Here is a 20,469-nt window from a genome sequence, read left to right on the forward strand (position 1 = left end):
GCGCTCTAAAAACAGGAACGAGTATCGCGATGGTTTATGACAGAGCAGTGGCTAAGTGATGTCATGTCGATGACGATGCAAAGTCTTCGTGAACTATCGAGCCAGAGCACTGTCGCCCGAATGAGCGTGTGCAATGGAAGCTGATCAGCGATACTCGCGGGGCTTTGACGCCAAGATGTGGAGAGCCAGTTGATGCCGTTGCAACGTGTGCAAAACCTGTCAGAAATCGCCCCCGCGACCTGGGATGCGCTGGTGCCCGAGAACCAGCCGTTTCTGCGCCATGCGTTCCTCGGCGCACTGGAAGACAGTGGCAGCGTCGGCCCGCACACCGGCTGGCAACCCGAGCATCTGCTGCATGTTGAAGGCGATCGGTTGATCGCCGCGCTGCCCAGTTATCGCAAATGGCATTCCTACGGCGAGTACGTCTTTGATCACGGTTGGGCCGATGCCTGCGCCCGCGCCGGGATCGATTACTACCCAAAGCTGCTGACAGCGGTGCCGTTCAGTCCGGTCAGTGGCCCGCGCTTGCTGGCGGCGAATGTCGAGGACGGATTCGAACTGCTCAAGAGCCTGCCGGGTTATCTGGAAATCGAAGAACTTTCCAGCGCACACATCAATTTCACCGACCCGTTCACCGACGCCGCCATGGCCGAGCAACCGGGCTGGCTGCAACGCATCGGCTGTCAGTACCACTGGCAGAATCGCGGTTACCGGGACTTTCAGGATTTTCTCGACGTGCTCAGCTCGCGCAAGCGCAAGCAGATGCGCAAGGAGCGCGAGCAAGTGGCGGGGCAGGGCTTCGAGTTCGAATGGCTGCAGGGGCACGAGCTGGACGAGGCACAATGGGATTTTGTCTACGCCTGCTATGCCAACACCTATGCCGTGCGCCGACAGGCGCCGTACCTGACGCGCGAGTTCTTCAGTCTGCTGGCTGCGCGGATGCCGGAGGCGATTCGGGTGGTCTTCGCCAGACAGGGTTCACGGCCGGTGGCGATGGCCTTCAGTCTGGTCGGGGGCGACAGCTTCTACGGACGCTATTGGGGCTGTCTGGCCGAGTTTGACCGGCTGCATTTCGAGACGTGTTTCTATCAGGGCATGGATTACGCGATCGCCCACGGCTATCAGCGCTTTGATGCGGGTGCCCAGGGTGAACATAAACTGATTCGCGGCTTTGAACCGGTGATCACGCATTCGTGGCACTACCTGCGCCATCCCGGGTTGAAAGCGGCGGTGAAGGATTTTCTGCAGCAAGAGCGCGCTGGTGTCCTTGCGTACGCCGAGGAAGCCAGATCAGCCTTGCCCTACCGCCAAGCCTAGATCCCTGTAGGAGCTGCCGGAGGCTGCGATCTTTTGCTCTTTAAAAGTCAAAAGATCGCAACCTCCGGCAGCTCCTACAGGGGAGGTGGTGGTTTCAGGATTCCTCTTTACCCAGCCAGCGATAGATTCCGCCGCCCACCACCGCGCCCAGCAGCGGCGCGACCCAGAACATCCACAACTGCGCGATCGCCCAGCCGCCGACCATCAGCGCCGGCCCAGTGCTGCGCGCCGGGTTGACCGAGGTGTTGGTGACCGGGATCGAGATCAGGTGAATCAACGTCAGACCCAGGCCGATGGCGATCGGTGCAAGGCCCGCCGGAGCGCGTTTGTCGGTAGCGCCGAGGATGATGATCACGAACATGGCGGTCATCACCAGTTCGGTGACAAAGCCTGCGGCCATCGAGTATTTGCCCGGTGAGTGCTCGCCATACCCGTTGGAGGCCAGACCTGCGGCAATATCGAAACCCTCCTTGCCGCTGGCAATGTGCGCAATCAGCGCCGCGGCGAGAATCGCGCCGAGCACCTGCGCGATGATATAGGCGGGCAACTCTTTGGCCGGAAACCGGCCGCCAACGAACAGACCGACCGAGACGGCCGGGTTGAGATGACATCCGCTGATGTGGCCAATGGCGAACGCCATGGTCAGCACCGTCAGACCAAATGCCAGGGCCACCCCCAGCACTCCAATGCCCAAGGGCGAAGACGCAGCGAGCACTGCACTGCCGCATCCACCCAGAACCAGCCAGAACGTACCCAACAACTCAGTGACTGAACGTTTGAACAGAGACATGAGAGAGTCCTTGATAGGCGTGCTATCGAGACTGTATCGAGTTGTGCTTCCTTGCAGATTTACGACAGGCTCCCTGCTGGAGCCTTGGCTGAGTACAGCAGGCTTTGGATGGATTGCCAGCAGACATGAAAAAACCGCCAGAGCCCGTGGTTGGCGGGCTGGGGCGGTTTTTTGGCGGACAAACATTGTGTGGCGAGGGAGCTTGCTCCCGCTGATCAATCGATCCCGACAAATCCTCCGGTCTGGTGCGCCCACAACCGCGCATACAAGCCGCGATGCGCGAGCAATTCGGCGTGGGTGCCGCTCTCGGCGATCTTGCCGTTTTCCAGCACCACCAGCCGATCCATGCGGGCGATGGTCGAGAGGCGGTGAGCGATGGCGATCACGGTTTTGCCTTGCATCAGGGTTTCCAGGCTTTCCTGGATTGCTGCTTCGACTTCCGAATCCAGTGCCGAGGTTGCTTCGTCCATGATCAGGATCGGCGCGTCCTTGAGCAGCACCCGGGCAATCGCGATGCGCTGGCGCTGGCCGCCGGACAGCTTCACCCCGCGCTCGCCGACGTGCGCATCGAAACCGGTGCGGCCCTCGGCGTCCGACAGCAACGGAATGAACTCGTCGGCGCGAGCCTTGTGCACCGCATCCCAGAGTTCGGCGTCGGTGGCGTCAGGCTTGCCGTACAGCAAGTTGTCGCGGATCGAACGGTGCAGCAGGGAGGTGTCCTGCGTGATCATGCCGATCCGTGCGCGCAGGCTTTCCTGGCCGACTTCGGCGATGTTCTGCCCATCGATCAGGATCCGTCCACCCTCGACGTCGTACAGGCGCAGCAGCAGGTTGACCAACGTCGATTTGCCGGCGCCGGACGGCCCGATCAAGCCGATTTTCTCGCCCGGTTTGATGGTCAGGTTGAGGTCGCCGATGATGCCCTTCTTCTTGCCGTAGTGAAAATCCACATGCTCGAAACGCACTTCGCCACGGGCCACCGCCAGCGGTTTGGCCTGTTCGCGATCAGTGACGCTGACCGGTTGCGAAATGGTCTGCAGACCGTCCTGGACCATGCCGATATTTTCGAAGATGCCGGTGACCACCCACATGATCCAGCCGGACATGTTGACGATGCGAATCACCAGACCCGTAGCCAGCGCGATAGCGCCGACCGTGATCAACGACTGCGTCCACAGCCACAGCGCCAGCGCGGTGGTGCCGACGATCAGCAGGCCGTTCATGGCGGTGATTGCCACGTCCATGCTGGTCACCACGCGGCCGGCCATCTGCGCCTTGACCGTCTGTTCCTCAATGGCTTCCCTGGCGTAATGCTGTTCAAAGTTGGTGTGGGCAAACAGCTTCAGCGTGGCGATGTTGGTGTAGCCGTCGACGATCCGCCCCATCAGTTTCGAGCGCGCATCGGAGGCCTCCACCGAGCGATCCTTGACCCGTGGCACGAAGTAATACAGGGCGCCGATGTAGGCGGCGATCCACGTCAGCAACGGGATCATCAGGCGCCAGTCGGCTTCGGCGAACAGCACCAGCGAACTGATCGCGTAGATCACCACATGCCACAACGCGTCGACCGCTTGCACGGCGGAGTCACGCAGTGAGTTGCCGGTCTGCATGATGCGTTGGGCGATGCGCCCGGCGAAGTCATTCTGGAAGAAATTCAGGCTCTGTTTGAGCACATAGCTGTGATTCTGCCAGCGGATCATGCTGGTCATCCCCGGGCTCAGGGTCTGGTGCACCAGCAGGTCGTGCAGGCCGAAAAAGATCGGCCGCAGTACCAGCGCAACCACCACCATCCACGTCAGTTCGAGGGCGTGGTCGCTGAAGAAATTCGGGTTGGGCGTGCCCTGGGCCAGGTCGATGATACGGCTCAGGTAACTGAACAGCGCCACTTCGATCAACGCAGCAAACAGGCCGACCACCAACAGAGCGGCAAAGCTCGGCCAGACTTGTTTCAGGTAATAGGTATAGAAGGGCAGCACGCGATTGGGCGGAGCCGCCGTCGGAGCGTCGCGGAATATGTCGATCAGTTGTTCGAAACGGCGATAGAGCATCAGATAACCGCCCGGATGCCGGGCTCTCCTTTTATCGGTGTGAGCGGCGTGGTTTCAGGCCAGCGCCGCTCGATACGCCCTGTACAGCTTAGTCGATGACTTTGGCCGACTTGATGATCACAGGGTCGGAAGGCACGTTTTGCATGCCCTGTTTGGTGGTGGTTGGCGAGTTGACGATGATGTCGACCACGTCCATGCCTTTGACCACTTTGCCGAATACGGCGTAGCCATCACCCTGGTCGAGGAAGTCGTTGTCCTTGACGTTGATGAAGAACTGGCTGGTCGCCGAATCGGGTACGGAGGTGCGCGCCATGGACAAGGTGCCGCGAACGTTGGCCAGACCGTTTTTGTGTTCGTTCTTGATCGGCGCCTTGGTTTCTTTCTGCTGCATCTGTGGCGTGAAACCGCCGCCCTGAGCCATGAAGCCCGGGATCACGCGGTGGAAAATGGTGTTGGTGTAAAAGCCGCTGTTGACGTAATCCAGAAAGTTTTTGGTACTGATCGGCGCCTTGACCGGGTCCAGTTCGATTTCGATCTGGCCGTTGGTGGTGTCCAGCAGCACGTGCGGCGCTTTGGCCGGGGTGGCAGCCATCAGGTTGGCAGCGAACAGCACGGTGCCGGCGGCGAGGGCGATTTTTTTCAGCATGGGTCAGTGATCCTGAGATTGAATGTCGGCTGCGGCGAGAAACTCCAGCAGCGTTTGATTGAAGCGGTCGGGTTGATCAAGCGGGGTGGCGTGGCGCGAATCGGCGATGACCACCAGCCGCGCATCGGGCAGCAGTTTTACATAGGTTTCTTTCAGCGCCACCGGTGTGTAGTCACGGTCGGCAGTGACGATGAGGGTTGGACAGGTCACCCGGGAAAGTCGTTCCTGAACGCCCCAGCCAACAATCGCATCGAAGCTGGCGAGATAAGCACGTTTGTCGTTTTTTGCCCAGCGTTCGGACATTTTCTGCCGCAAATCAGCCTGTTCCGGTTTCGGAAAAAGTTTGCCGCCCAGCGCCTTGCCGATGGTTGCCAGGCTTAGCACACGCATCAGGCTCCAGCGTTTGAACCACTGCCAGTAATCGTCGCGGCTGCGGAGTTTGACTTCGGGGGCGCTGTTGACGATGGTCAGGCTTTTGAGTCTTTGCGGCTGATCGACGCCAAACTGAAAGCCGATCATCCCGCCCATCGACAGGCCGACGTAATGCACCGGACCGAGGTGCAAGTGGTCGAGCAACGCCAGCAGGTCAGCGCTGAAACCGGCGATGCTGTAGCGCTCGCGGGGTTTGTCCGAGCGACCGTGACCGCGTATGTCCGGGACGATCACCCGGTAATGCGCCGACAGTGCCGGAATCTGCATTTCCCAGTCCAGGGTGCTTGAGCCGAGCCCGTGAACCAGCAGCAACGGCGTACCGTGGCCATATTCCTCGTAGTGCAGGCTGCAACCTTCGTGCTCGAAATACGCCATCGGTGAACTCCGTGTCAGGCTTGTTCGGGGGCAGCGAACGGTGCGTCCAGCGGCAAGGTGTCGAAGGTACGCAGCAGTTCGATGAGGATTTGTGTCGCCGGGCCCAGCGGTTTGTCCTTGTTCGAGTAGAGATAGAAACTCGGGTTGCGGCTGCCGCCCTGAACCAACGGTAGCAGCTTGAGCGTGCCTTCCTTCAATTCACGTTCGATCATGTGTCGGGGCAACCAGGCGAAACCCAGGCCGCTGCTGACGAACGTAGCGGCAGTGGCAAGGCTGCCGACCGTCCAGCGCTGTTCGGCACCCAGCCAGCCGACGTCGCGTGGCTGCTGGCGCCCGGAGTCGCGAATCACCACCTGCATCTGGGTTTCCAGATCCTGGAAGCTCAGTTCGCGATTGAGCCGATGCAAGGCGTGGTCCGGGTGGGCGACGGCAACAAACTCGACATCGCTCAATTCCGCACCGAGGTAGCCGGGAATGCTCAGACCGGTGATCGCCAGATCGGCCACGCCTTCCAGCAGCACTTCTTCGACCCCCGACAACACCTCCTCGCGCAGCCGCACGCGGCAGCCACGACTTTGCGGCATGAACGCGGTCAGCGCCCGGACGATACGTGCGCTCGGGTAGGCCGCATCGACCACCAGCCGCACCTCGGCCTCCCAACCTTGCTCCATGTGGTGGGCGAGGTCTTCCAGTTGGCTGGCCTGTTTCACCAGTTGCCGCGAGCGGCGCAACAGTACGCCACCGGCTTCGGTGAGTACCGCCTTACGCCCGTCAATGCGCAGCAAGGGCACGCCGAGCTGGTCCTGCATGCGGGCGACGGTGTAACTCACCGACGATTGCGAACGGTGCAGTGCCTCGGCGGCTTGGGCGAAGCCGCCGTGATCGACCACGGCCTGCAATGTTCGCCATTGATCAAGGGTCACGCGGGGCGCTTTCATCAATAGCTCCTCTTGTCCTAAGCTGGCCATCCCTCATGGAGACTGGCGAATGAAAAAATTCTGTTGTGTGTTGCTGGCGCTGCTGCCGCTGACAGCGTTTGCTTACCCGATCGATGTGCAGAAAAATCTCAATGGCTTGAAGATCGACTACGAAACCTATGACACCGACAAGGACATCGGCTCCATAAAAGTGGTCAACTTCGGTGATGTCGATGCCGTCTGCAAAGCCGTTTTCAACAATGGCCCGGAAGCGCCACGTACGCGCAATATCGAAGTCCCGGCCCGCAAGCATACGAACGCCACGGCCAAGTTCTCTCGCGAGATCATCAGGCTGCGCATTGAACTGAGTTGCAGCCCGAAATAACGGCGATCCCTGTGGGAGCGAGCCTGCTCGCGAAGGCGTAGTGTCAGTCGACACCTTCTCTGGCTGACCCGCCGCCTTCGCGAGCAGGCTCGCTCCCACAGGGTACAAACTGCATCTAAACGAATTATTCGATGCTTTGCAGCAATTATTTGCGCTTTTTCATCGATACAACCCTGTTTAACCTTCACTCCATCGACCTACAACATTCTCGGATGGAGACTACACACCATGTCCCGCGTTCTGATCATCGAAAGCAGCGCCCGCCAGCAAGACTCGGTTTCCCGTCAACTGACCCAGACCTTCATCGGTCAGTGGAAAGCGGCGCACCCCAACGATCAGATCACCGTGCGTGACCTCGCCGTGAACCCTGTACCCCACCTGGACGCCAACCTGCTGGGTGGCTGGATGAAGTCTGCCGAACAGCGCAACGCCGACGAACAATCGTCGCTGGATCGCTCCAACGAATTGACCGAAGAGTTGCTGGCCGCCGACGTATTGGTGATGGCAGCGCCGATGTACAACTTCGCGATCCCGAGCACTCTGAAAGCCTGGCTCGACCACGTGCTGCGTGCCGGTGTGACCTTCAAGTACACCGAAACCGGCCCGCAAGGCCTGCTCAGCGGCAAACGTGCCTACGTGCTCACCGCTCGCGGCGGGATCTACGCCGGCGGCCCGGCCGACCATCAGGAACCGTACCTGCGCCAGGTCATGGGTTTCATCGGCATCCACGACGTGACCTTCATTCACGCCGAAGGCATGAACCTGGGCGGCGACTTCCAGGAGAAGGGCTTGAATCAGGCCAACGCCAAACTGTCCCAGGTCGCTTGATGGGTTAATCGCCAGATAATCGCCGCTTGTTTAAGTGACCTGGCGCAACCCCTTCAAGGCTCTACGCGCATCGAACCTCCCTTTGCACTTGTTGCTCCTGAGTGCTGTAGCCCGATTGAACGCTTTAGCGAGATCGGGCTTTTTTTTGCCTGGGATTTCTCTGATTCACTGCTCTCCCTGTAGGAGCTGCCGCAGGCTGCGATCTTTTGATGTTGTTTTTTACAATCAAAAGATCGCAGCCTGCGGCAGCTCCTACAGGGGATTTTGTGTTGGTTGCGGAATGTAAAACCGGCTATCGTCGCCGCCATTCGAAACAGAGGCGACCATGGGCTATCTACTTTTTGTCACGCTGATCCAGGCGTTTTCCTTCAGTCTGATCGGCGAATACCTCGCCGGGCACGTCGACAGCTACTTCGCGGTACTGGTGCGTGTGGTGCTGGCCGGGCTGGTGTTCATTCCGTTGACCCGCTGGCGTTCGGTGGAACCTTCGTTCATGCGCGGCATGCTGCTGATCGGCGCGTTGCAGTTCGGCATCACCTACGTTTGCCTGTACCTGAGCTTCCGCGTGCTGACGGTGCCGGAGGTGCTGCTGTTCACCATCCTCACACCGTTGCATGTGACGTTGATCGAAGATGCGTTGAACCGACGCTTCAATCCATGGGCGCTGGTCGCTGCATTGGTAGCGGTGGGCGGTGCGGCAGTGATTCGTTTTGATCGGATCAACCCGGATTTCTTCATGGGTTTCCTGTTGCTGCAACTGGCCAACTTCACCTACGCCGCCGGCCAGGTGCTGTACAAGCATCTGGTGGCGAAACACCCGAGCGACCTGCCGCATTACCGGCGTTTCGGCTTCTTCTACCTCGGCGCACTGGCGGTGGTGTTGCCGGCGTTTCTGCTGTTCGGCAAAGCCAACTTCCTGCCCGAAGCACCGCTGCAGTGGGGTGTGTTGCTGTTTCTCGGCCTGGTCTCCACCGCGCTGGGCATGTACTGGTGGAACAAGGGCGCGTGCATGGTCAACGGTGGCACGCTGGCGGTGATGAACAATTTGCATGTGCCGGTGGGCTTGCTGCTGAACCTGCTGATCTGGAATCAGCACGAAGAGCTGGGGCGATTGTTGCTCGGCGGCAGCGTCATCCTCGCCGCAGTATGGATCAGCCGCCTCGGTATCCGCCGCACCGCATAACTGAATGTAGGAGCTGCCGCAGGCTGCGATCTTTTGATTTTAAAGATCAAAGGATCGCAGCCTGCGGCAGCTCCTACATTGGGGATGGTGTTACATGAGGTGTTTTTGCGGTTCCGGAATGTGCGCCGAACCCAGCACCGCCGGCAATAACCCCGAACGCAAATCCCCGCCACTCGGCTGCTGATACAGGCTCAAGCCAAACTCCGGTAGCACCGCCAGCAGATAATCGAAAATATCCCCCTGAATCCGCTCGTAATCGGCCCACACCGTGGTAGTCGTGAAGCAGTAGATTTCCAGCGGAATGCCCTGCGCCGTGGTCTGCATCTGGCGCACCATGCAGGTCATGTTCGGCTGGATCTCGGGATGGCTTTTCAGGTAGGCCAGTGCATAAGCGCGGAAGGTGCCGATGTTGGTCATGCGCCGACGGTTGGCCGCCATTGCCGCTACATTACCCTGCGCCTCGTTCCACGCTTTGAGTTCGGCTTTCTTGCGGCCCATGTAGGCGGTCAGCAGGTGCACCTGGGAGAGCTTTTCTTCTTCATCGTCGCGGATGAAGCGCACGCCGCTGGCGTCGATGAACAGGCTGCGCTTGATCCGTCGTCCACCGGACTGCTGCATGCCGCGCCAGTTGCGGAACGATTCGGACATCAGGCGCCAGGTCGGGATCGAGACGATGGTCTTGTCGAAATTCTGCACCTTGACCGTGTGCAAGGTAATGTCGACCACGTCGCCATCGGCGCCGACTTGCGGCATTTCGATCCAGTCGCCGACCCGCAGCATGTCGTTGCTGGTCAGCTGTACGCTGGCGACGAACGACAGCAGGGTGTCCTTGTAGACCAACAGAATCACCGCCGACATCGCACCCAGACCGGACAGCAGCAACAACGGCGAACGGTCGATCAGGGTGGCGACGATGATGATCGCGCCAAACACGTACAAGACCATTTTCGCCAGTTGCACATAGCCCTTGATCGAGCGTGTGCGCGCGTGTTCGGTGCGCGCATAGATGTCCAGCAACGCATTGAGCAGGGCGCTGACCGACAGCAGCAGGAACAGGATGGTGAAGGACAGCGCCACGTTGCCGAGGAAGGTCATCGCGGTTTTGCTCAGTTCCGGCACCAGGTGCAGACCGAACTGGATTACCAGCGATGGCGTCATCTGCGCCAGACGCTGAAACACCTTGTTGTGGCGAAAGTCGTTGATCCAGTGCAGCGCCGGCTGGCGCCCGAGCATGCGGCTGGCGTGCAGGATCAGATAGCGCGCCACTCGTCCGAGGAGCAGCGCGATCACCAATAGCAGCATCAGCGCCAGGCCGGATTGCAGGAACGGGTGCTTTTCGAGGGCACCCCAGAGGTCTTGGGCGTTGAGCCAGAGCTGTTTGAAATCCATGTGAGCAACGATTCTTCTGTAAGACGCGATGGGCGATTAGAGCATTTAAGACGCTGTGTATTACCGTTGGAGACAAATCGAGCAACAAAAAAGCCACTGATTACGCCCGTTTGTATAAAGAAACTCGGCCTGAGCGCTCGAAACCGGTAACCTATGCAGCTGTTTTTTTGCATATCTTCGAGGTAGCACCCGTGTTTTCCCAATTCGCCCTGCACGAACGCCTGCTCAAAGCCGTGGCCGAGCTGAAATTTGTCGAGCCAACGCCTGTGCAAGCAGCGGCCATTCCGCTGGCGCTCCAGGGGCGTGACCTGCGGGTGACGGCGCAAACCGGTAGCGGCAAGACCGCCGCTTTTGTCCTGCCGATCCTCAACCACCTGATCGGCCCGGCGAAGATTCGCGTCAGCATCAAGACCCTGATCCTGCTGCCGACCCGCGAACTGGCCCAGCAGACCCTGAAAGAAGTTGAACGCTTCTCGCAGTTCACCTTCATCAAGTCCGGCCTGATCACCGGCGGTGAAGACTTCAAGGTGCAAGCGGCGATGCTGCGCAAGGTGCCGGACATCCTGATCGGTACCCCGGGCCGGATGATCGAGCAACTCAACGCCGGCAACCTCGACCTCAAAGAAGTCGAAGTGCTGGTGCTCGACGAAGCCGACCGCATGCTCGACATGGGTTTCGCCGAGGACGTGCAGCGTCTGGTCGACGAATGCCCGAACCGTCAGCAGACCATGCTGTTCTCCGCCACCACCGGCGGTTCCGGCCTGCGCGAGATGATCGCCAAGGTGCTGAACAACCCTGAGCACCTGCAGCTCAACGCGGTCAGCCAGCTGAACTCGACGACTCGTCAGCAGATCATCACCGCCGACCACAACCAGCACAAAGAGCAGATTGTAAACTGGCTGCTGGCCAACGAGACCTACCAGAAGGCCATCGTCTTCACCAACACCCGGGCCATGGCCGACCGCATCTACGGCCGCCTCGTGGCTCAGGAATACAAAGCGTTCGTGCTGCACGGCGAGAAAGACCAGAAGGATCGCAAACTGGCGATCGACCGTCTGAAGCAGGGCGGCGTGAAGATTCTGGTTGCCACCGACGTCGCGGCCCGTGGTCTGGACGTGGATGGCCTGGATCTGGTGATCAACTTCGACATGCCACGCAGCGGCGACGAATACGTGCACCGCATCGGTCGTACCGGTCGCGCCGGCAACGACGGTCTGGCGATCTCGCTGATCTGCCATGGCGACTGGAACCTGATGTCGAGCATCGAGCGCTACCTGAAGCAGAGCTTCGAGCGCCGCACCATCAAGGAAGTCAAAGGCACCTACGGCGGGCCGAAAAAGGTCAAGGCCTCGGGCAAAGCTGTCGGCGTGAAGAAGAAAAAGACCGACGCCAAGGGCGACAAGAAGAAAACCGCCGCCAAGACCCCGACCAAGCGCAAGAGCGCCAATCGGCCGAAGCCTGATTCGCTGGTGAGCAGCGACGGCATGGCCCCGCTCAAGCGTCGCAAGCCGGCTGAGCCAGCGGCTGAATAAGTCGCCACAAATGGCCAATAAAAAACCCGGACAGTGTCCGGGTTTTTTTATGCGCTGGGTCTGTCAGTTCCCCAACTGTCCGCTGGTGTCCGCGTCAAAGCGCTGCCTGGCGCGATCTGCCGCCGGTTTGAGCAGCGCGAGCAGCGCGGCTTCGCTGTACAGCCGTGAGTCGCCCAGCTCTTTTGGCGTCGGCTCAATCGGGATCAGCACATCCTCACCGTCCGCATGCAGCCAGATCGCCACGACGTGCAGCGCCGAGACAAACAGCACGCGCAGTTCAACGCTTTTGCCTTGCAATTGCGGCGCCTGTTCCGCCAGTTTCAACGCGCCCACGGTGTCGGCGGCCCGGGTGCCGTGGTTCAGCGAAGCGAACTCGACATGGCCACGCACCTCGGCCAGTTGCGCATCGGCAATGCTGACGCCGTCGGCAAACACCAGGTAATGCCAGTCACCGACGCGTGCGTCTTTCAAACCCTTGCCCTGGCTCAGATCGTCGAGTGTCAGCGAGTAGCCGCGATAGGCTTCGCTGAGGCTGACTTTGGCCGGTGTCGCGGCGGCGAACTGGCGATTAATGCCGAAACCCTGTGTTTGCAGTGCGGCTTGCAGCGCGGGACGCAAAGTCTGAACACCGTTGGAAGGCGCCTTTGGATAAGTCAGTTGCATGATGTCGCCCTCCTAGTTTTTTGCGGTGAAGTAAGTGTGAGTCCAGTTGCCGCCGCCGTTGTACGAACCCGGGAATGAGTTCAGCGCGCGGGTCGAGTAACCGTAGATCGAGTCGGCGACCAGCACGTAGTTGCCGTTGGTGCCGTAGATCGCCAGGAAGTGCGCACCGCCACCGTACCAGGCACAGCGCAGGCCGACCGGGCGGCCCATGTTGATCTGGTTCTGAATGGCCGACATCTGCAGCGAACCCTGATTCATCCCGTTATAGCTGCGGGTGGTCTGCAGGGCCGAATCCAGATAGCCGTAGACGTTGCACGGCCCCGGCTGGCTGCAGCAGTTGCGGTCCAGTTGGGTGCTGGCGACGCCGCACTGGGTCCAGTTTCCAGTGCCGTAATAATTGCCGACCGAAGCGGAAACAGCGGCCCAGCACCAGTTGGTCTGAGTCTGTTTCTGCATGCTGAAGTTGAGACTGGCAGCGGCCAGTACGGCGGTTTGTGCAGTGGCTTGAACCTCGACCAGTTGCGGGTCGAGCAGATGGCCGACAAGGCACCTTGGCAGGCTCTCGCCGGTGAATGATGTGGCTTGAGTGGTTAACATTTTTTCAGTCCTCCATGAATGAAAACAAGCGTCCAGCTTGTGGTGGTGTTGCGGTATTGCCGAGCGATCGGTGGGTAACGGTTTTCATCTGCGATGAACGGTGCCGATCTCCTTGCTCGAGGTAACCTTAGTCTGGATATGCGTTTATGCAAGAAAACAAATGCACAAATGCATTTTTAAGATCAAAAGATCGCAGCCTTCGGCAGCTTCTACAGGGTCTGGTGTAGGAGCTGCCGAAGGCTGCGATCTTTTGATCTTGTGCTTTTAGCTGTCGGTTTTTTTCTCAGCCGAGTCCAGTTCCTTCAAGCGCTGATCAATCAACTGGCACTTGTCCGGCAAATCTGCACTGGCCGTGCCCAGGTCAATCTTCTGCAACTCGGCATTGATTTCCTTGGCCTTGGCCGGATTCTGTTCGGTGAGCTTGGCCACTTCCTTGGCCAGTTGTTCACGTTTGGCGGTGGCTTCTTCTGGGGTACAGGCCCAGACCGGCAGGGCGCAGGCGAGGGTGGCGGCGAGGGTGAGTTTGAGCAGGGTTTTCATGGGGCAGGCCTCCGTTCCGGTTAAGGCGGGTTATTGGGTGGAGGCCTGGATGCGACGAAAAGTTCAGAGTTGTCGCAAACAGCATGTCGGTCGCTCGCTGCGGAAAATGCAGCTGAACGGCTGCGGCACGCTCGGGTCACAACCTATGACAGTGCCCCAAATCACGCGCACCGGAGGTTGAATCAGGATGACGACTTATAACTGGGATTTGATTGAACGCTTGCTGCATGAAGTGCAGAACAGTGCAGGCGAAAGTTTCGCGCCGCGAAAATATGCCGAGGACTACGCAGCAGAGAAAGCCAGTGCGGGCGAGCCGATCGAGAATCTGGATCACCTGAAAACGGTGGCCTGCGAGTACGAGAAGTTACTGCTGGACCGTGGGTTCATCGAACCGCGTCCGGATCATGAGGGCAGCACCGGTAACAATTTCATACTGACCCAGCGGGGTTCCAGCTTGTTGAGCCTGATCGACAGCAGCATTCCCGGCAATGATCATCCGCGGCAAGTGCTGGATGAGCAGGTGGATGCGCTGGATGAGGCGACGTTTGATGAGGTGGCTTCTAAAGCGCAAATTGCCTGAAAACAAAAGATCGCAGCCTTCGGCAGCTCCTACACATAACCCTGTAGGAGCTGCCGAAGGCTGCGATCTTTTGATCTTCTATTCCTGCTTTACTGCTTTCAGACACTTCAAATCATTGAAGTCCTTACGCACACCCTCGATCTTCTTCAACAACCGCTGACGCTGCTGCGGCGTACTCTCGGCCATCAGATCCACCGCCAGCGAACGCGCCTGCGCTTCGGTGTTGGCGTAGGCTTTTTGGTAATCCGCTGTCCATAAACGCTCGCGATTGACCAGAAGTGTCTCGATCCGTTGTGGGAATTCGGCACTTTTACGCTGGGCAACGGCGTTACTGAACTGCTGCTGCCAATGTGCGCGGTTGGCGATCCATTGGGTATTCTGATCGCCCAGGGCGGTCGACCAAGCCATTACCCGTTGTTCCTGAGTCACGCTCAACGGACCCAGCCAGTCGGTCAGGCGCTTGTCCATGCGTGCGCCGCGTTCGGCAATCTGTTGCGCCAGCGGCGGTTTAACGTATTCCTTTTCACGTTTGCGCAGATCCTTGGCGAACGCGTCGTTCATTTCCGCCACTTGTTTGTCGTCCAGCCCTTGCAGTAACTCGATGGCCGACGGTGTGATCTGGCGTGCGGTTTCGGCGATGGCCTGTTTGGCCTCTGCGGTTCGCGCTTGCAGCGCAGCGTCGGTCACCTGATTGGTTTCAACCATGTTCTGCAAACGGTCCAGCCAATCGAGGTAGCCTGGCAATTGTGTGGTGCAGTGCCAGTTCAGGTGCTCCTTGAGCCGTTCGTTGAACCAGTCTTTTTGCTCGCCGTTCATGTCCAGGTAGTCGCCGAGCGTCCACGGGATGATCACGTCGAGGTTGCGGTAGGCCAGGCCGACACGGCTGCAGGCGCCGAGGGCAAGGGTGAAGATCAGCAGGGTAGCGAGGTGTTTGAACCAGCGAGACATGGGCGAATCCTTGCGAGAGCCTGACGTCTGATTCTCATGTGAACGCAGGAAGCTCCCGGCAGTTCAGCCGATCAATAGAATGCGCGCTCTGCCTTGAGCGTCACCAGCCCGTCGCACTGACTGTTGTGCCCGGAATACGCCGAGCAATCGCTGCCACTGAGGTTGGAATTGCTGTAGATCAGGTCGAGATCGACGCCCATGAACGGCCGGGAAAATTTCACTGACCAATCGGTAAAACTGCTGACATAACCACCGTCCACTGACACCGGCGTGTTCAATTGATGGGTGGTGTATTTCATGCTGATCCCGATGCCGAACGGCTGATTGCCACCCAGATCGGCGAACAGCGTGTTGTTCTGTTTGTCCGGGTCATTGCTGACGGCTATACCGAAACGGCTGCCGAGCAGGGTCAGGCCGCCGAACAGCTCCTGACTGTCGAGGGTCTCGACCTTGGGATAGCTGTAGTGGATCATCCCGACTTCGTAGCCGAGGGTCTGATCGAAAGGTTGTTTGAAGCCGACGTAGGAGTCGATTTCCAGGTTCTTGCCCGGGGTCAGGCCCATACTCGGCGCGTATTGGCCGACATACAGGCCGCTGTCGTGGCTCAGATCGAGGCCGCCGTGGAACGAGCCGACGGCCGCCGGCTTGACCAGACCTTGGGCCATGCTGCGGCTGGGCGTGGTGCCGAGTTTGAGGTCGAAGTCGCCTAGCTCGCGCTGGAAAATCTGCGCGTGCACCGATGACCAGGCCAGTAGGCCCACAAGCAATAAACAGGAATTTGATTTGAGCATGCGTCACTCCATGAACAGCGAGGGCAGGGCTGAGCCTGCTGAAACGCTTGATCCAGACGCGTGCAAGGATACCGGCGAATGCTCGGCAATGATGGCCGTTCGTCGATTTTCAAAAGATTGATTAAACAGAAGTGAGGGTGTTGCGCGGGTGCCTGTCCAGACGCTTCGAAGCTCAAAGCGTCTCAGGACGGGTGTTTTACCGGGTGTTACTTCTTGCCCAGGCTGATCTGCTTGGACGGGCCGAACGTCTGGCCGCTGACGCCTTTGGCAATTTGCTGGATTTCGCCGCCGGACTTGAGGAACGCTGCGATTTGATCATTGATCGATTCGCTGGTTTCAACGGCTGGAGCTGGCTTTGCTTTGCTGGTGGATGCTTTTACACGCATGGCGGCCATTAACCTGTAGAAAAGTAACTCGGCCAGGCATCGTACAGGAATAACTTGACAATTGCTTGATAAATATCCCCGGGAATAACTGAGTGTGCGGGTCGATTATTCTCGCTTAATTATTCGAAATATCCGCCTAAGCCACTGTTTTAAATAACAACATTTATTGCTCATTACGCAAAAGGTAAGCCGTGAAACGCTGCGTGAGGTGCCGCACTGGCCTGACGAATGGCGAGTCGCTTGCGCCAAACCCAGGAAAATCAAGGTGCCCCGCGGATTTTCTTCGCCAGGCTGCTCGCTCGGCGAACGAGACCGGCAAAACCGGGTAGAATGCCGCCACGCAATGAGGGTTTTGGAAAATGGCTTTAGTCGGGCGTTACAACAGTTTGCAAGTGGTTAAACACACTAACTTCGGTTTATATCTGGACGGCGGTGCTGACGGCGAAATTCTTTTGCCCAACCGTTATATCCCTAAAGATATTCCCAGCGAAGATGAAGACTGGCTCAACGTATTTATTTATCTGGACAGCGAAGACAAACTTCTCGCTACCACTGAAAAACCAAAAGTTCAGGTCGGTGAATTTGCCAGTCTGAAAGTAGTTGAAGTCAACAGCATTGGTGTCTTCCTCGATTGGGGCCTGCCGAAGGATCTGTTGCTGCCGTACTCCGAAGAAAAGCGGCAGATGACCGCTGGCGAGTACTGCGTGGTGCACGTGTACCTCGATAAACACACGCGCCGCATCACCGCGACCGCACGTCTGGATCGCTACCTCGACAAGACCCCGGCCAACTACAGCGCCGGTCAGGAAGTTGATCTGCTGGTGGCTGAAGCCACCGACATGGGCTTCAAGGCGATCATCAACAACAAGCATTGGGGCTTGATCCACAAGAATGAAATCTTCAAGTTCATGCGCTCCGGCATGCGCGAGAAGGGTTTCATCAAGGAAGTGCGCGCCGACGGCAAGATCAGCCTAAGCCTGCAACCGGTAGGTCAGGAAGCGGCGAGCAGCCTCAGCTCGAAAATCCTCGCCAAGTTGCGCGAAAACAATGGCACGCTGGCCGTCAGCGACAAGAGCGATCCGGCGTTGATCAGCAGCCTGTTCGGTGTCAGCAAGGGCAACTTCAAGAAGGCCATCGGTTCGCTGTACAAGGAAGGCAAGATCGTCATTCATGCTGATCGCATTGAACTAACCTGAGTGACCGTCGGCCCCATGTAGGAGCTGCCGCAGGCTGCGATCTTTCGATCTTCAAAGGCAAAAGATCGCAGCCTGCGGCAGCTCCTACATGAGGGTTTGCAGATGAAGAAAGCGTTGATTGCCTATGGCGCCACACTGCTGGCGTTTCTGTTGCTCGACGGTATCTGGCTCGGCGTATTGATGGCGCCCACCTACCGCGAGCTGCTCGGTTCGCTGATGCTCGAAAAACCGCTGCTGGTTCCGGCAGCGGTTTTTTATTGCCTGTACGTTGTTGGTTGCGTGCAGTTTGTGGTGTTGCCGGCGCTGAACTGGCAACGGGCTGCACGAATGGGCGCGTTGTTGGGGCTGGTGGCGTATGGCACGTATGACCTGACCAATTGGGCAACGTTGCGTGGGTGGTCGGTTCAGGTGAGTTTGATGGATTGGGCGTGGGGGACGTTTGCCACGGCTGTTGCCTGCTCGGTTGGTTTATTGGTGACGAAACGACTATTGAGTTCAGCTCCCTGATCTGCGTTGATCGAACTGACGTCATCGCTGGCAAGCCAGACTCCCACAGCGTTTTGTGGCGAACCAAGAATCAGTGAGCAACCCGGTCATTGTGGGAGCTGGCTTGCCAGCGAATGGCGGCGCAGCCGACAGGCATACACCGCTGACGTTACTGACTCAGACAAAGTCTTTTTCAGACGGCTTTTTTTGCCCGACTGATTGATAATCCCCGACACAGATTTTCGACCAGTGGACGGCTGCCATGTTGTGTGTTTTCGAGGTGTTGCGGTGAGTGTCGAGCGGCGCAATGCCGACGGGTTTGCCTTGCAGGTGATGATCGGCCTCTGCCTGATCTGGGGCGTGCAGCAAGTGATGATCAAGTGGGCCGCGCCGGACATCGCGCCGGTGATGCAAGCCGCCGGGCGCTCGGGTATTTCTGCGCTGCTTGTGGGCCTGCTGCTGTGCTGGAAGGGCGGTTGGGATCAGGTGAGCAACACCTGGCGCGGCGGACTGCTGGCCGGTGCGTTGTTCGGTCTGGAGTTCTTCTTCATCGCCGAAGGTCTGCAGCTGACCACCGCCGCGCACATGTCGGTGTTCCTCTACACCGCGCCGATTTTCACCGCGCTGGGCGTGCATTTCCTGTTGGCCAGCGAGCGCCTGCGCCCGCTGCAGTGGCTGGGGATTCTGCTAGCGTTCGTCGGCATCGCGATAGCCTTCGCCGGCGGCGTGTCGTGGGACAACCTCGACCGGCGCATGCTGCTGGGCGATGCGTTCGGTGTCATTGCCGGCGCCTGCTGGGGCGCGACCACCGTGGTGGTGCGCGCCTCGCGTCTGTCAGAGGCGCCAGTGACGCTGACCCTGTTCTATCAGTTGATCGTCGGCTTCGCTGGACTGTTGTTGATCGCGTTGTTCAGCGGCCAGATCAGCCACGTCAGCCTGACCCCCGTGGCGGTGGCCAGCGTGTTGTTTCAGGGTCTGGTGGTGTCGTTTTTCAGTTACCTGACCTGGTTCTGGCTGCTGCGCCGCTATCTGGCGGCCAATCTGGCGGTGTTTTCGTTCATGACGCCGCTGTTCGGCGTCACCTTCGGCGTGCTACTGCTCGGTGAAGAATTGAGCGTGAACTTCGTCATCGGCGCGGTACTGGTGTTGCTGGGCATCACTTTTGTCAGCGCTGAGCAGTGGGTGCGTCGGCGTTTGCGCCAAGCCCTCGGCCAGCGCTGACTGACTGCAAGGCCAGCCCACCGGCAATCAGCAGACCGCTGCCGGCGATCACCAGCGCCGGTTGCAAGCCGCCGCTGAAATGGCTGCTCAGCGCCGCCAGCAGCGGGCCGCTGAGCTGGCCGACGGCAAAGCACGCCGTCAGCAGCCCGGCGTTGCGCTGGGTGCTGTGCGGCGCCAGTTCCCGCGAGCGTTGCATCACCAGTTGCATGCAAGCGAGGAACGGCATGCCGCACAACACCACCCCCAGCGCCAGGCCATAACCGCTGCCCAACAGACAGGCAAAGACCCCGAGCGCTTGCAACCACAGGGTGGCGGTCAGCCAGTGCCGTGTGGTGTTCGGGTCGTGGCGTCGCAGGCTCACCAGCAACACGCCGATGGCCGCGCCAAGGCCGAAGCACGGCCAGAACAGATCGGCCTGCCATTGCCCGTGAAACTGCGCGTTGGCCATTTGCGAAAGGAATGTGGCCGGGATGATGTAACCCACGCCATACAGCGCATACACCACTGCCAGTCGCGGGATGCCGCGATTCGAGTGACTGGCATTGAGGGTGGCGACCGGCGTGTGGGTGCCCGGTTGCGGCAGGATTCGCACGATCCCCAGCAGCATCAGCATCGCCACGCCGGCATAGATCAGCCACAACGTGGCAGAGGTCTGGTTCAGCAGATGTGAGAACAGTGCCAGCAACCCGGTCAGAAAAATTCCCAGTCCGGGGCCGGCAAATACCAGCGCACCCAGCCGTGGCCGGCCTGCCGCCGCTGCCAAGGGCTGACTCAGCGCCGTAATCATCACCAGCACCCAGGCACTCGCCACTCCGGTGCCGAAGCGCAGCAGCAAATGCGCCCAGAAACCGTTGGCCCAGAACGATGCCAGCGTCAGCACCACGCACAACCACAAACCGCCATGCAAACGCCGCTGCACTTGCGGCGGACGATGGGCGAACATCGCATCCACCGCGCCCAACAGATAGCCGAGGTAGTTGGCCGCGGCAATCAGACCGGCGGCCGTCAGGTCGACCTGACCTTCGCTGAGCAGGTGCGGCAGTTGCGGGGTGAGGGCGAAACGCCCGATGCCCATGGCCATCATCAGGGCGATGAAACAGGCGGATAAGCGAATCAGTGGCGACATGGTCAGGATTCCTTTAGAGGAGCAATGACCGTCAGGCTAGAACCGATTGACTTTCTTTAAAATTGAATAATAGTGAGAAACTTGTTCTGTTAT

General features: G+C 59.1%; 22 protein-coding genes. 9 read left to right on the top strand and 13 right to left on the bottom strand.

Going from position 1 to position 20,469, the window contains the following annotated elements; all coding sequences use genetic code 11:
* Window positions 1-192: 192 nt before the first annotated feature.
* Window positions 193-1,317 carry a GNAT family N-acetyltransferase gene (locus ACYZUM_RS03880; RefSeq protein ID WP_108181977.1) on the top strand — a complete coding sequence of 375 codons (1,125 nt, stop codon included), beginning with the start codon at window positions 193-195 and terminating at the stop codon, window positions 1,315-1,317.
* Window positions 1,318-1,411: 94 nt separating this feature from the next.
* Here ACYZUM_RS03880 and aqpZ read toward each other — a convergent pair whose 3' ends face one another.
* The 5 genes from aqpZ to ACYZUM_RS03905 form a co-directional block, all read right to left on the bottom strand.
* Window positions 1,412-2,107, bottom strand: coding sequence for an aquaporin Z (aqpZ, locus tag ACYZUM_RS03885; protein WP_041070268.1), 696 nt, complete (start codon window positions 2,105-2,107; stop codon window positions 1,412-1,414).
* 215 nt (window positions 2,108-2,322) lie between these two features.
* Window positions 2,323-4,155 carry an ABC transporter ATP-binding protein gene (locus ACYZUM_RS03890; RefSeq protein WP_047292369.1) on the bottom strand — a complete coding sequence of 611 codons (1,833 nt, stop codon included), beginning with the start codon at window positions 4,153-4,155 and terminating at the stop codon, window positions 2,323-2,325.
* A gap of 88 nt (window positions 4,156-4,243) precedes the next feature.
* Window positions 4,244-4,801, bottom strand: a complete 558-nt coding sequence (locus tag ACYZUM_RS03895) for a peptidylprolyl isomerase (protein ID WP_108181978.1) — start codon at window positions 4,799-4,801, stop codon at window positions 4,244-4,246.
* A gap of 3 nt (window positions 4,802-4,804) precedes the next feature.
* Window positions 4,805-5,608 (bottom strand): alpha/beta fold hydrolase, encoded by an 804-nt coding sequence (locus tag ACYZUM_RS03900; protein ID WP_108181979.1) that lies wholly within the window; start codon window positions 5,606-5,608, stop codon window positions 4,805-4,807.
* Between the two features lie 14 nt (window positions 5,609-5,622).
* Window positions 5,623-6,546 (bottom strand): LysR family transcriptional regulator, encoded by a 924-nt coding sequence (locus ACYZUM_RS03905; RefSeq protein ID WP_041070257.1) that lies wholly within the window; start codon window positions 6,544-6,546, stop codon window positions 5,623-5,625.
* Between the two features lie 49 nt (window positions 6,547-6,595).
* On the opposite strand from ACYZUM_RS03905, the gene ACYZUM_RS03910 reads away from it, so the two are divergent.
* From ACYZUM_RS03910 to ACYZUM_RS03920, 3 genes are all read left to right on the top strand, one after another.
* A complete protein-coding gene (locus ACYZUM_RS03910; protein ID WP_108181980.1) occupies window positions 6,596-6,910 on the top strand; it encodes a 3-phosphoglycerate kinase in 315 nt (104 codons plus the stop codon).
* Between the two features lie 228 nt (window positions 6,911-7,138).
* On the top strand, window positions 7,139-7,738 hold the full coding sequence (locus ACYZUM_RS03915) for an FMN-dependent NADH-azoreductase (protein ID WP_041070251.1): 600 nt from the start codon (window positions 7,139-7,141) through the stop codon (window positions 7,736-7,738).
* Window positions 7,739-8,063: 325 nt separating this feature from the next.
* On the top strand, window positions 8,064-8,921 hold the full coding sequence (locus ACYZUM_RS03920) for a carboxylate/amino acid/amine transporter (RefSeq protein ID WP_086791966.1): 858 nt from the start codon (window positions 8,064-8,066) through the stop codon (window positions 8,919-8,921).
* Window positions 8,922-9,011: 90 nt separating this feature from the next.
* Here the strand turns inward: ACYZUM_RS03920 and ACYZUM_RS03925 are convergent, their stop codons facing one another.
* Window positions 9,012-10,310 carry a mechanosensitive ion channel family protein gene (locus ACYZUM_RS03925; RefSeq protein WP_108181982.1) on the bottom strand — a complete coding sequence of 433 codons (1,299 nt, stop codon included), beginning with the start codon at window positions 10,308-10,310 and terminating at the stop codon, window positions 9,012-9,014.
* 191 nt (window positions 10,311-10,501) lie between these two features.
* Between ACYZUM_RS03925 and ACYZUM_RS03930 the strand changes: the two genes are divergently transcribed.
* Window positions 10,502-11,842: a DEAD/DEAH box helicase gene (locus ACYZUM_RS03930; protein ID WP_108181983.1), complete on the top strand. Its 1,341-nt coding sequence runs from the start codon at window positions 10,502-10,504 to the stop codon at window positions 11,840-11,842.
* Window positions 11,843-11,905: 63 nt separating this feature from the next.
* Here ACYZUM_RS03930 and ACYZUM_RS03935 read toward each other — a convergent pair whose 3' ends face one another.
* From ACYZUM_RS03935 to ACYZUM_RS03945, 3 genes are all read right to left on the bottom strand, one after another.
* A complete protein-coding gene (locus ACYZUM_RS03935) occupies window positions 11,906-12,505 on the bottom strand; it encodes a hypothetical protein (RefSeq protein ID WP_108181984.1) in 600 nt (199 codons plus the stop codon).
* A 12-nt stretch (window positions 12,506-12,517) separates the two neighbouring features.
* Complete coding sequence (locus tag ACYZUM_RS03940) at window positions 12,518-13,102, bottom strand: C39 family peptidase (protein ID WP_108181985.1); 585 nt, start codon at window positions 13,100-13,102, stop codon at window positions 12,518-12,520.
* 264 nt (window positions 13,103-13,366) lie between these two features.
* The gene (locus ACYZUM_RS03945; protein ID WP_108181986.1) at window positions 13,367-13,642 is read right to left on the bottom strand and encodes a hypothetical protein; all 276 of its coding nucleotides are present in this window, start codon (window positions 13,640-13,642) and stop codon (window positions 13,367-13,369) included.
* Between the two features lie 187 nt (window positions 13,643-13,829).
* On the opposite strand from ACYZUM_RS03945, the gene ACYZUM_RS03950 reads away from it, so the two are divergent.
* Window positions 13,830-14,222, top strand: coding sequence for a hypothetical protein (locus tag ACYZUM_RS03950; RefSeq protein WP_041070240.1), 393 nt, complete (start codon window positions 13,830-13,832; stop codon window positions 14,220-14,222).
* A 78-nt stretch (window positions 14,223-14,300) separates the two neighbouring features.
* Here ACYZUM_RS03950 and ACYZUM_RS03955 read toward each other — a convergent pair whose 3' ends face one another.
* From ACYZUM_RS03955 to ACYZUM_RS03965, 3 genes are all read right to left on the bottom strand, one after another.
* Window positions 14,301-15,170 carry a DUF6279 family lipoprotein gene (locus ACYZUM_RS03955; RefSeq protein WP_108181987.1) on the bottom strand — a complete coding sequence of 290 codons (870 nt, stop codon included), beginning with the start codon at window positions 15,168-15,170 and terminating at the stop codon, window positions 14,301-14,303.
* A 71-nt stretch (window positions 15,171-15,241) separates the two neighbouring features.
* Entirely contained in the window at window positions 15,242-15,961 is a 720-nt protein-coding gene (locus ACYZUM_RS03960; RefSeq protein WP_041070236.1) for a TorF family putative porin, read from the bottom strand.
* A gap of 206 nt (window positions 15,962-16,167) precedes the next feature.
* Window positions 16,168-16,356: a hypothetical protein gene (locus ACYZUM_RS03965; RefSeq protein ID WP_016985943.1), complete on the bottom strand. Its 189-nt coding sequence runs from the start codon at window positions 16,354-16,356 to the stop codon at window positions 16,168-16,170.
* 350 nt (window positions 16,357-16,706) lie between these two features.
* Between ACYZUM_RS03965 and ACYZUM_RS03970 the strand changes: the two genes are divergently transcribed.
* The 3 genes from ACYZUM_RS03970 to ACYZUM_RS03980 all read left to right on the top strand — a co-directional run bounded on the left by ACYZUM_RS03970 (window position 16,707) and on the right by ACYZUM_RS03980 (window position 19,250).
* A complete protein-coding gene (locus tag ACYZUM_RS03970; protein WP_041070234.1) occupies window positions 16,707-17,543 on the top strand; it encodes a CvfB family protein in 837 nt (278 codons plus the stop codon).
* Window positions 17,544-17,645: 102 nt separating this feature from the next.
* Complete coding sequence (locus ACYZUM_RS03975) at window positions 17,646-18,050, top strand: DUF2177 family protein (protein ID WP_108181988.1); 405 nt, start codon at window positions 17,646-17,648, stop codon at window positions 18,048-18,050.
* 267 nt (window positions 18,051-18,317) lie between these two features.
* Window positions 18,318-19,250: a DMT family transporter gene (locus ACYZUM_RS03980; protein ID WP_108181989.1), complete on the top strand. Its 933-nt coding sequence runs from the start codon at window positions 18,318-18,320 to the stop codon at window positions 19,248-19,250.
* Here the strand turns inward: ACYZUM_RS03980 and ACYZUM_RS03985 are convergent.
* On the bottom strand, window positions 19,195-20,376 hold the full coding sequence (locus ACYZUM_RS03985; RefSeq protein WP_108181990.1) for an MFS transporter: 1,182 nt from the start codon (window positions 20,374-20,376) through the stop codon (window positions 19,195-19,197). The genes ACYZUM_RS03980 and ACYZUM_RS03985 overlap by 56 nt on opposite strands.
* Window positions 20,377-20,469 lie beyond the last annotated feature (93 nt).

This window comes from Pseudomonas sp. m6p (genome assembly GCF_055760375.1).

Excerpts from the sequence above, each read along its gene's own strand:
- ACYZUM_RS03880 (WP_108181977.1), top strand. The coding sequence starts at position 193 with ATGCCGTTGCAACGTGTGCAAAACCTGTCAGAAATCGCCCCCGCGACC.
- aqpZ (WP_041070268.1), bottom strand. The coding sequence starts at position 2,107 with ATGTCTCTGTTCAAACGTTCAGTCACTGAGTTGTTGGGTACGTTCTGG.
- ACYZUM_RS03890 (WP_047292369.1), bottom strand. The coding sequence starts at position 4,155 with ATGCTCTATCGCCGTTTCGAACAACTGATCGACATATTCCGCGACGCT.
- ACYZUM_RS03895 (WP_108181978.1), bottom strand. The coding sequence starts at position 4,801 with ATGCTGAAAAAAATCGCCCTCGCCGCCGGCACCGTGCTGTTCGCTGCC.
- ACYZUM_RS03900 (WP_108181979.1), bottom strand. The coding sequence starts at position 5,608 with ATGGCGTATTTCGAGCACGAAGGTTGCAGCCTGCACTACGAGGAATAT.
- ACYZUM_RS03905 (WP_041070257.1), bottom strand. The coding sequence starts at position 6,546 with ATGAAAGCGCCCCGCGTGACCCTTGATCAATGGCGAACATTGCAGGCC.
- ACYZUM_RS03910 (WP_108181980.1), top strand. The coding sequence starts at position 6,596 with ATGAAAAAATTCTGTTGTGTGTTGCTGGCGCTGCTGCCGCTGACAGCG.
- ACYZUM_RS03915 (WP_041070251.1), top strand. The coding sequence starts at position 7,139 with ATGTCCCGCGTTCTGATCATCGAAAGCAGCGCCCGCCAGCAAGACTCG.
- ACYZUM_RS03920 (WP_086791966.1), top strand. The coding sequence starts at position 8,064 with ATGGGCTATCTACTTTTTGTCACGCTGATCCAGGCGTTTTCCTTCAGT.
- ACYZUM_RS03925 (WP_108181982.1), bottom strand. The coding sequence starts at position 10,310 with ATGGATTTCAAACAGCTCTGGCTCAACGCCCAAGACCTCTGGGGTGCC.
- ACYZUM_RS03935 (WP_108181984.1), bottom strand. The coding sequence starts at position 12,505 with ATGCAACTGACTTATCCAAAGGCGCCTTCCAACGGTGTTCAGACTTTG.
- ACYZUM_RS03940 (WP_108181985.1), bottom strand. The coding sequence starts at position 13,102 with ATGTTAACCACTCAAGCCACATCATTCACCGGCGAGAGCCTGCCAAGG.
- ACYZUM_RS03945 (WP_108181986.1), bottom strand. The coding sequence starts at position 13,642 with ATGAAAACCCTGCTCAAACTCACCCTCGCCGCCACCCTCGCCTGCGCC.
- ACYZUM_RS03950 (WP_041070240.1), top strand. The coding sequence starts at position 13,830 with ATGACGACTTATAACTGGGATTTGATTGAACGCTTGCTGCATGAAGTG.
- ACYZUM_RS03955 (WP_108181987.1), bottom strand. The coding sequence starts at position 15,170 with ATGTCTCGCTGGTTCAAACACCTCGCTACCCTGCTGATCTTCACCCTT.
- ACYZUM_RS03960 (WP_041070236.1), bottom strand. The coding sequence starts at position 15,961 with ATGCTCAAATCAAATTCCTGTTTATTGCTTGTGGGCCTACTGGCCTGG.
- ACYZUM_RS03965 (WP_016985943.1), bottom strand. The coding sequence starts at position 16,356 with ATGGCCGCCATGCGTGTAAAAGCATCCACCAGCAAAGCAAAGCCAGCT.
- ACYZUM_RS03970 (WP_041070234.1), top strand. The coding sequence starts at position 16,707 with ATGGCTTTAGTCGGGCGTTACAACAGTTTGCAAGTGGTTAAACACACT.
- ACYZUM_RS03975 (WP_108181988.1), top strand. The coding sequence starts at position 17,646 with ATGAAGAAAGCGTTGATTGCCTATGGCGCCACACTGCTGGCGTTTCTG.
- ACYZUM_RS03985 (WP_108181990.1), bottom strand. The coding sequence starts at position 20,376 with ATGTCGCCACTGATTCGCTTATCCGCCTGTTTCATCGCCCTGATGATG.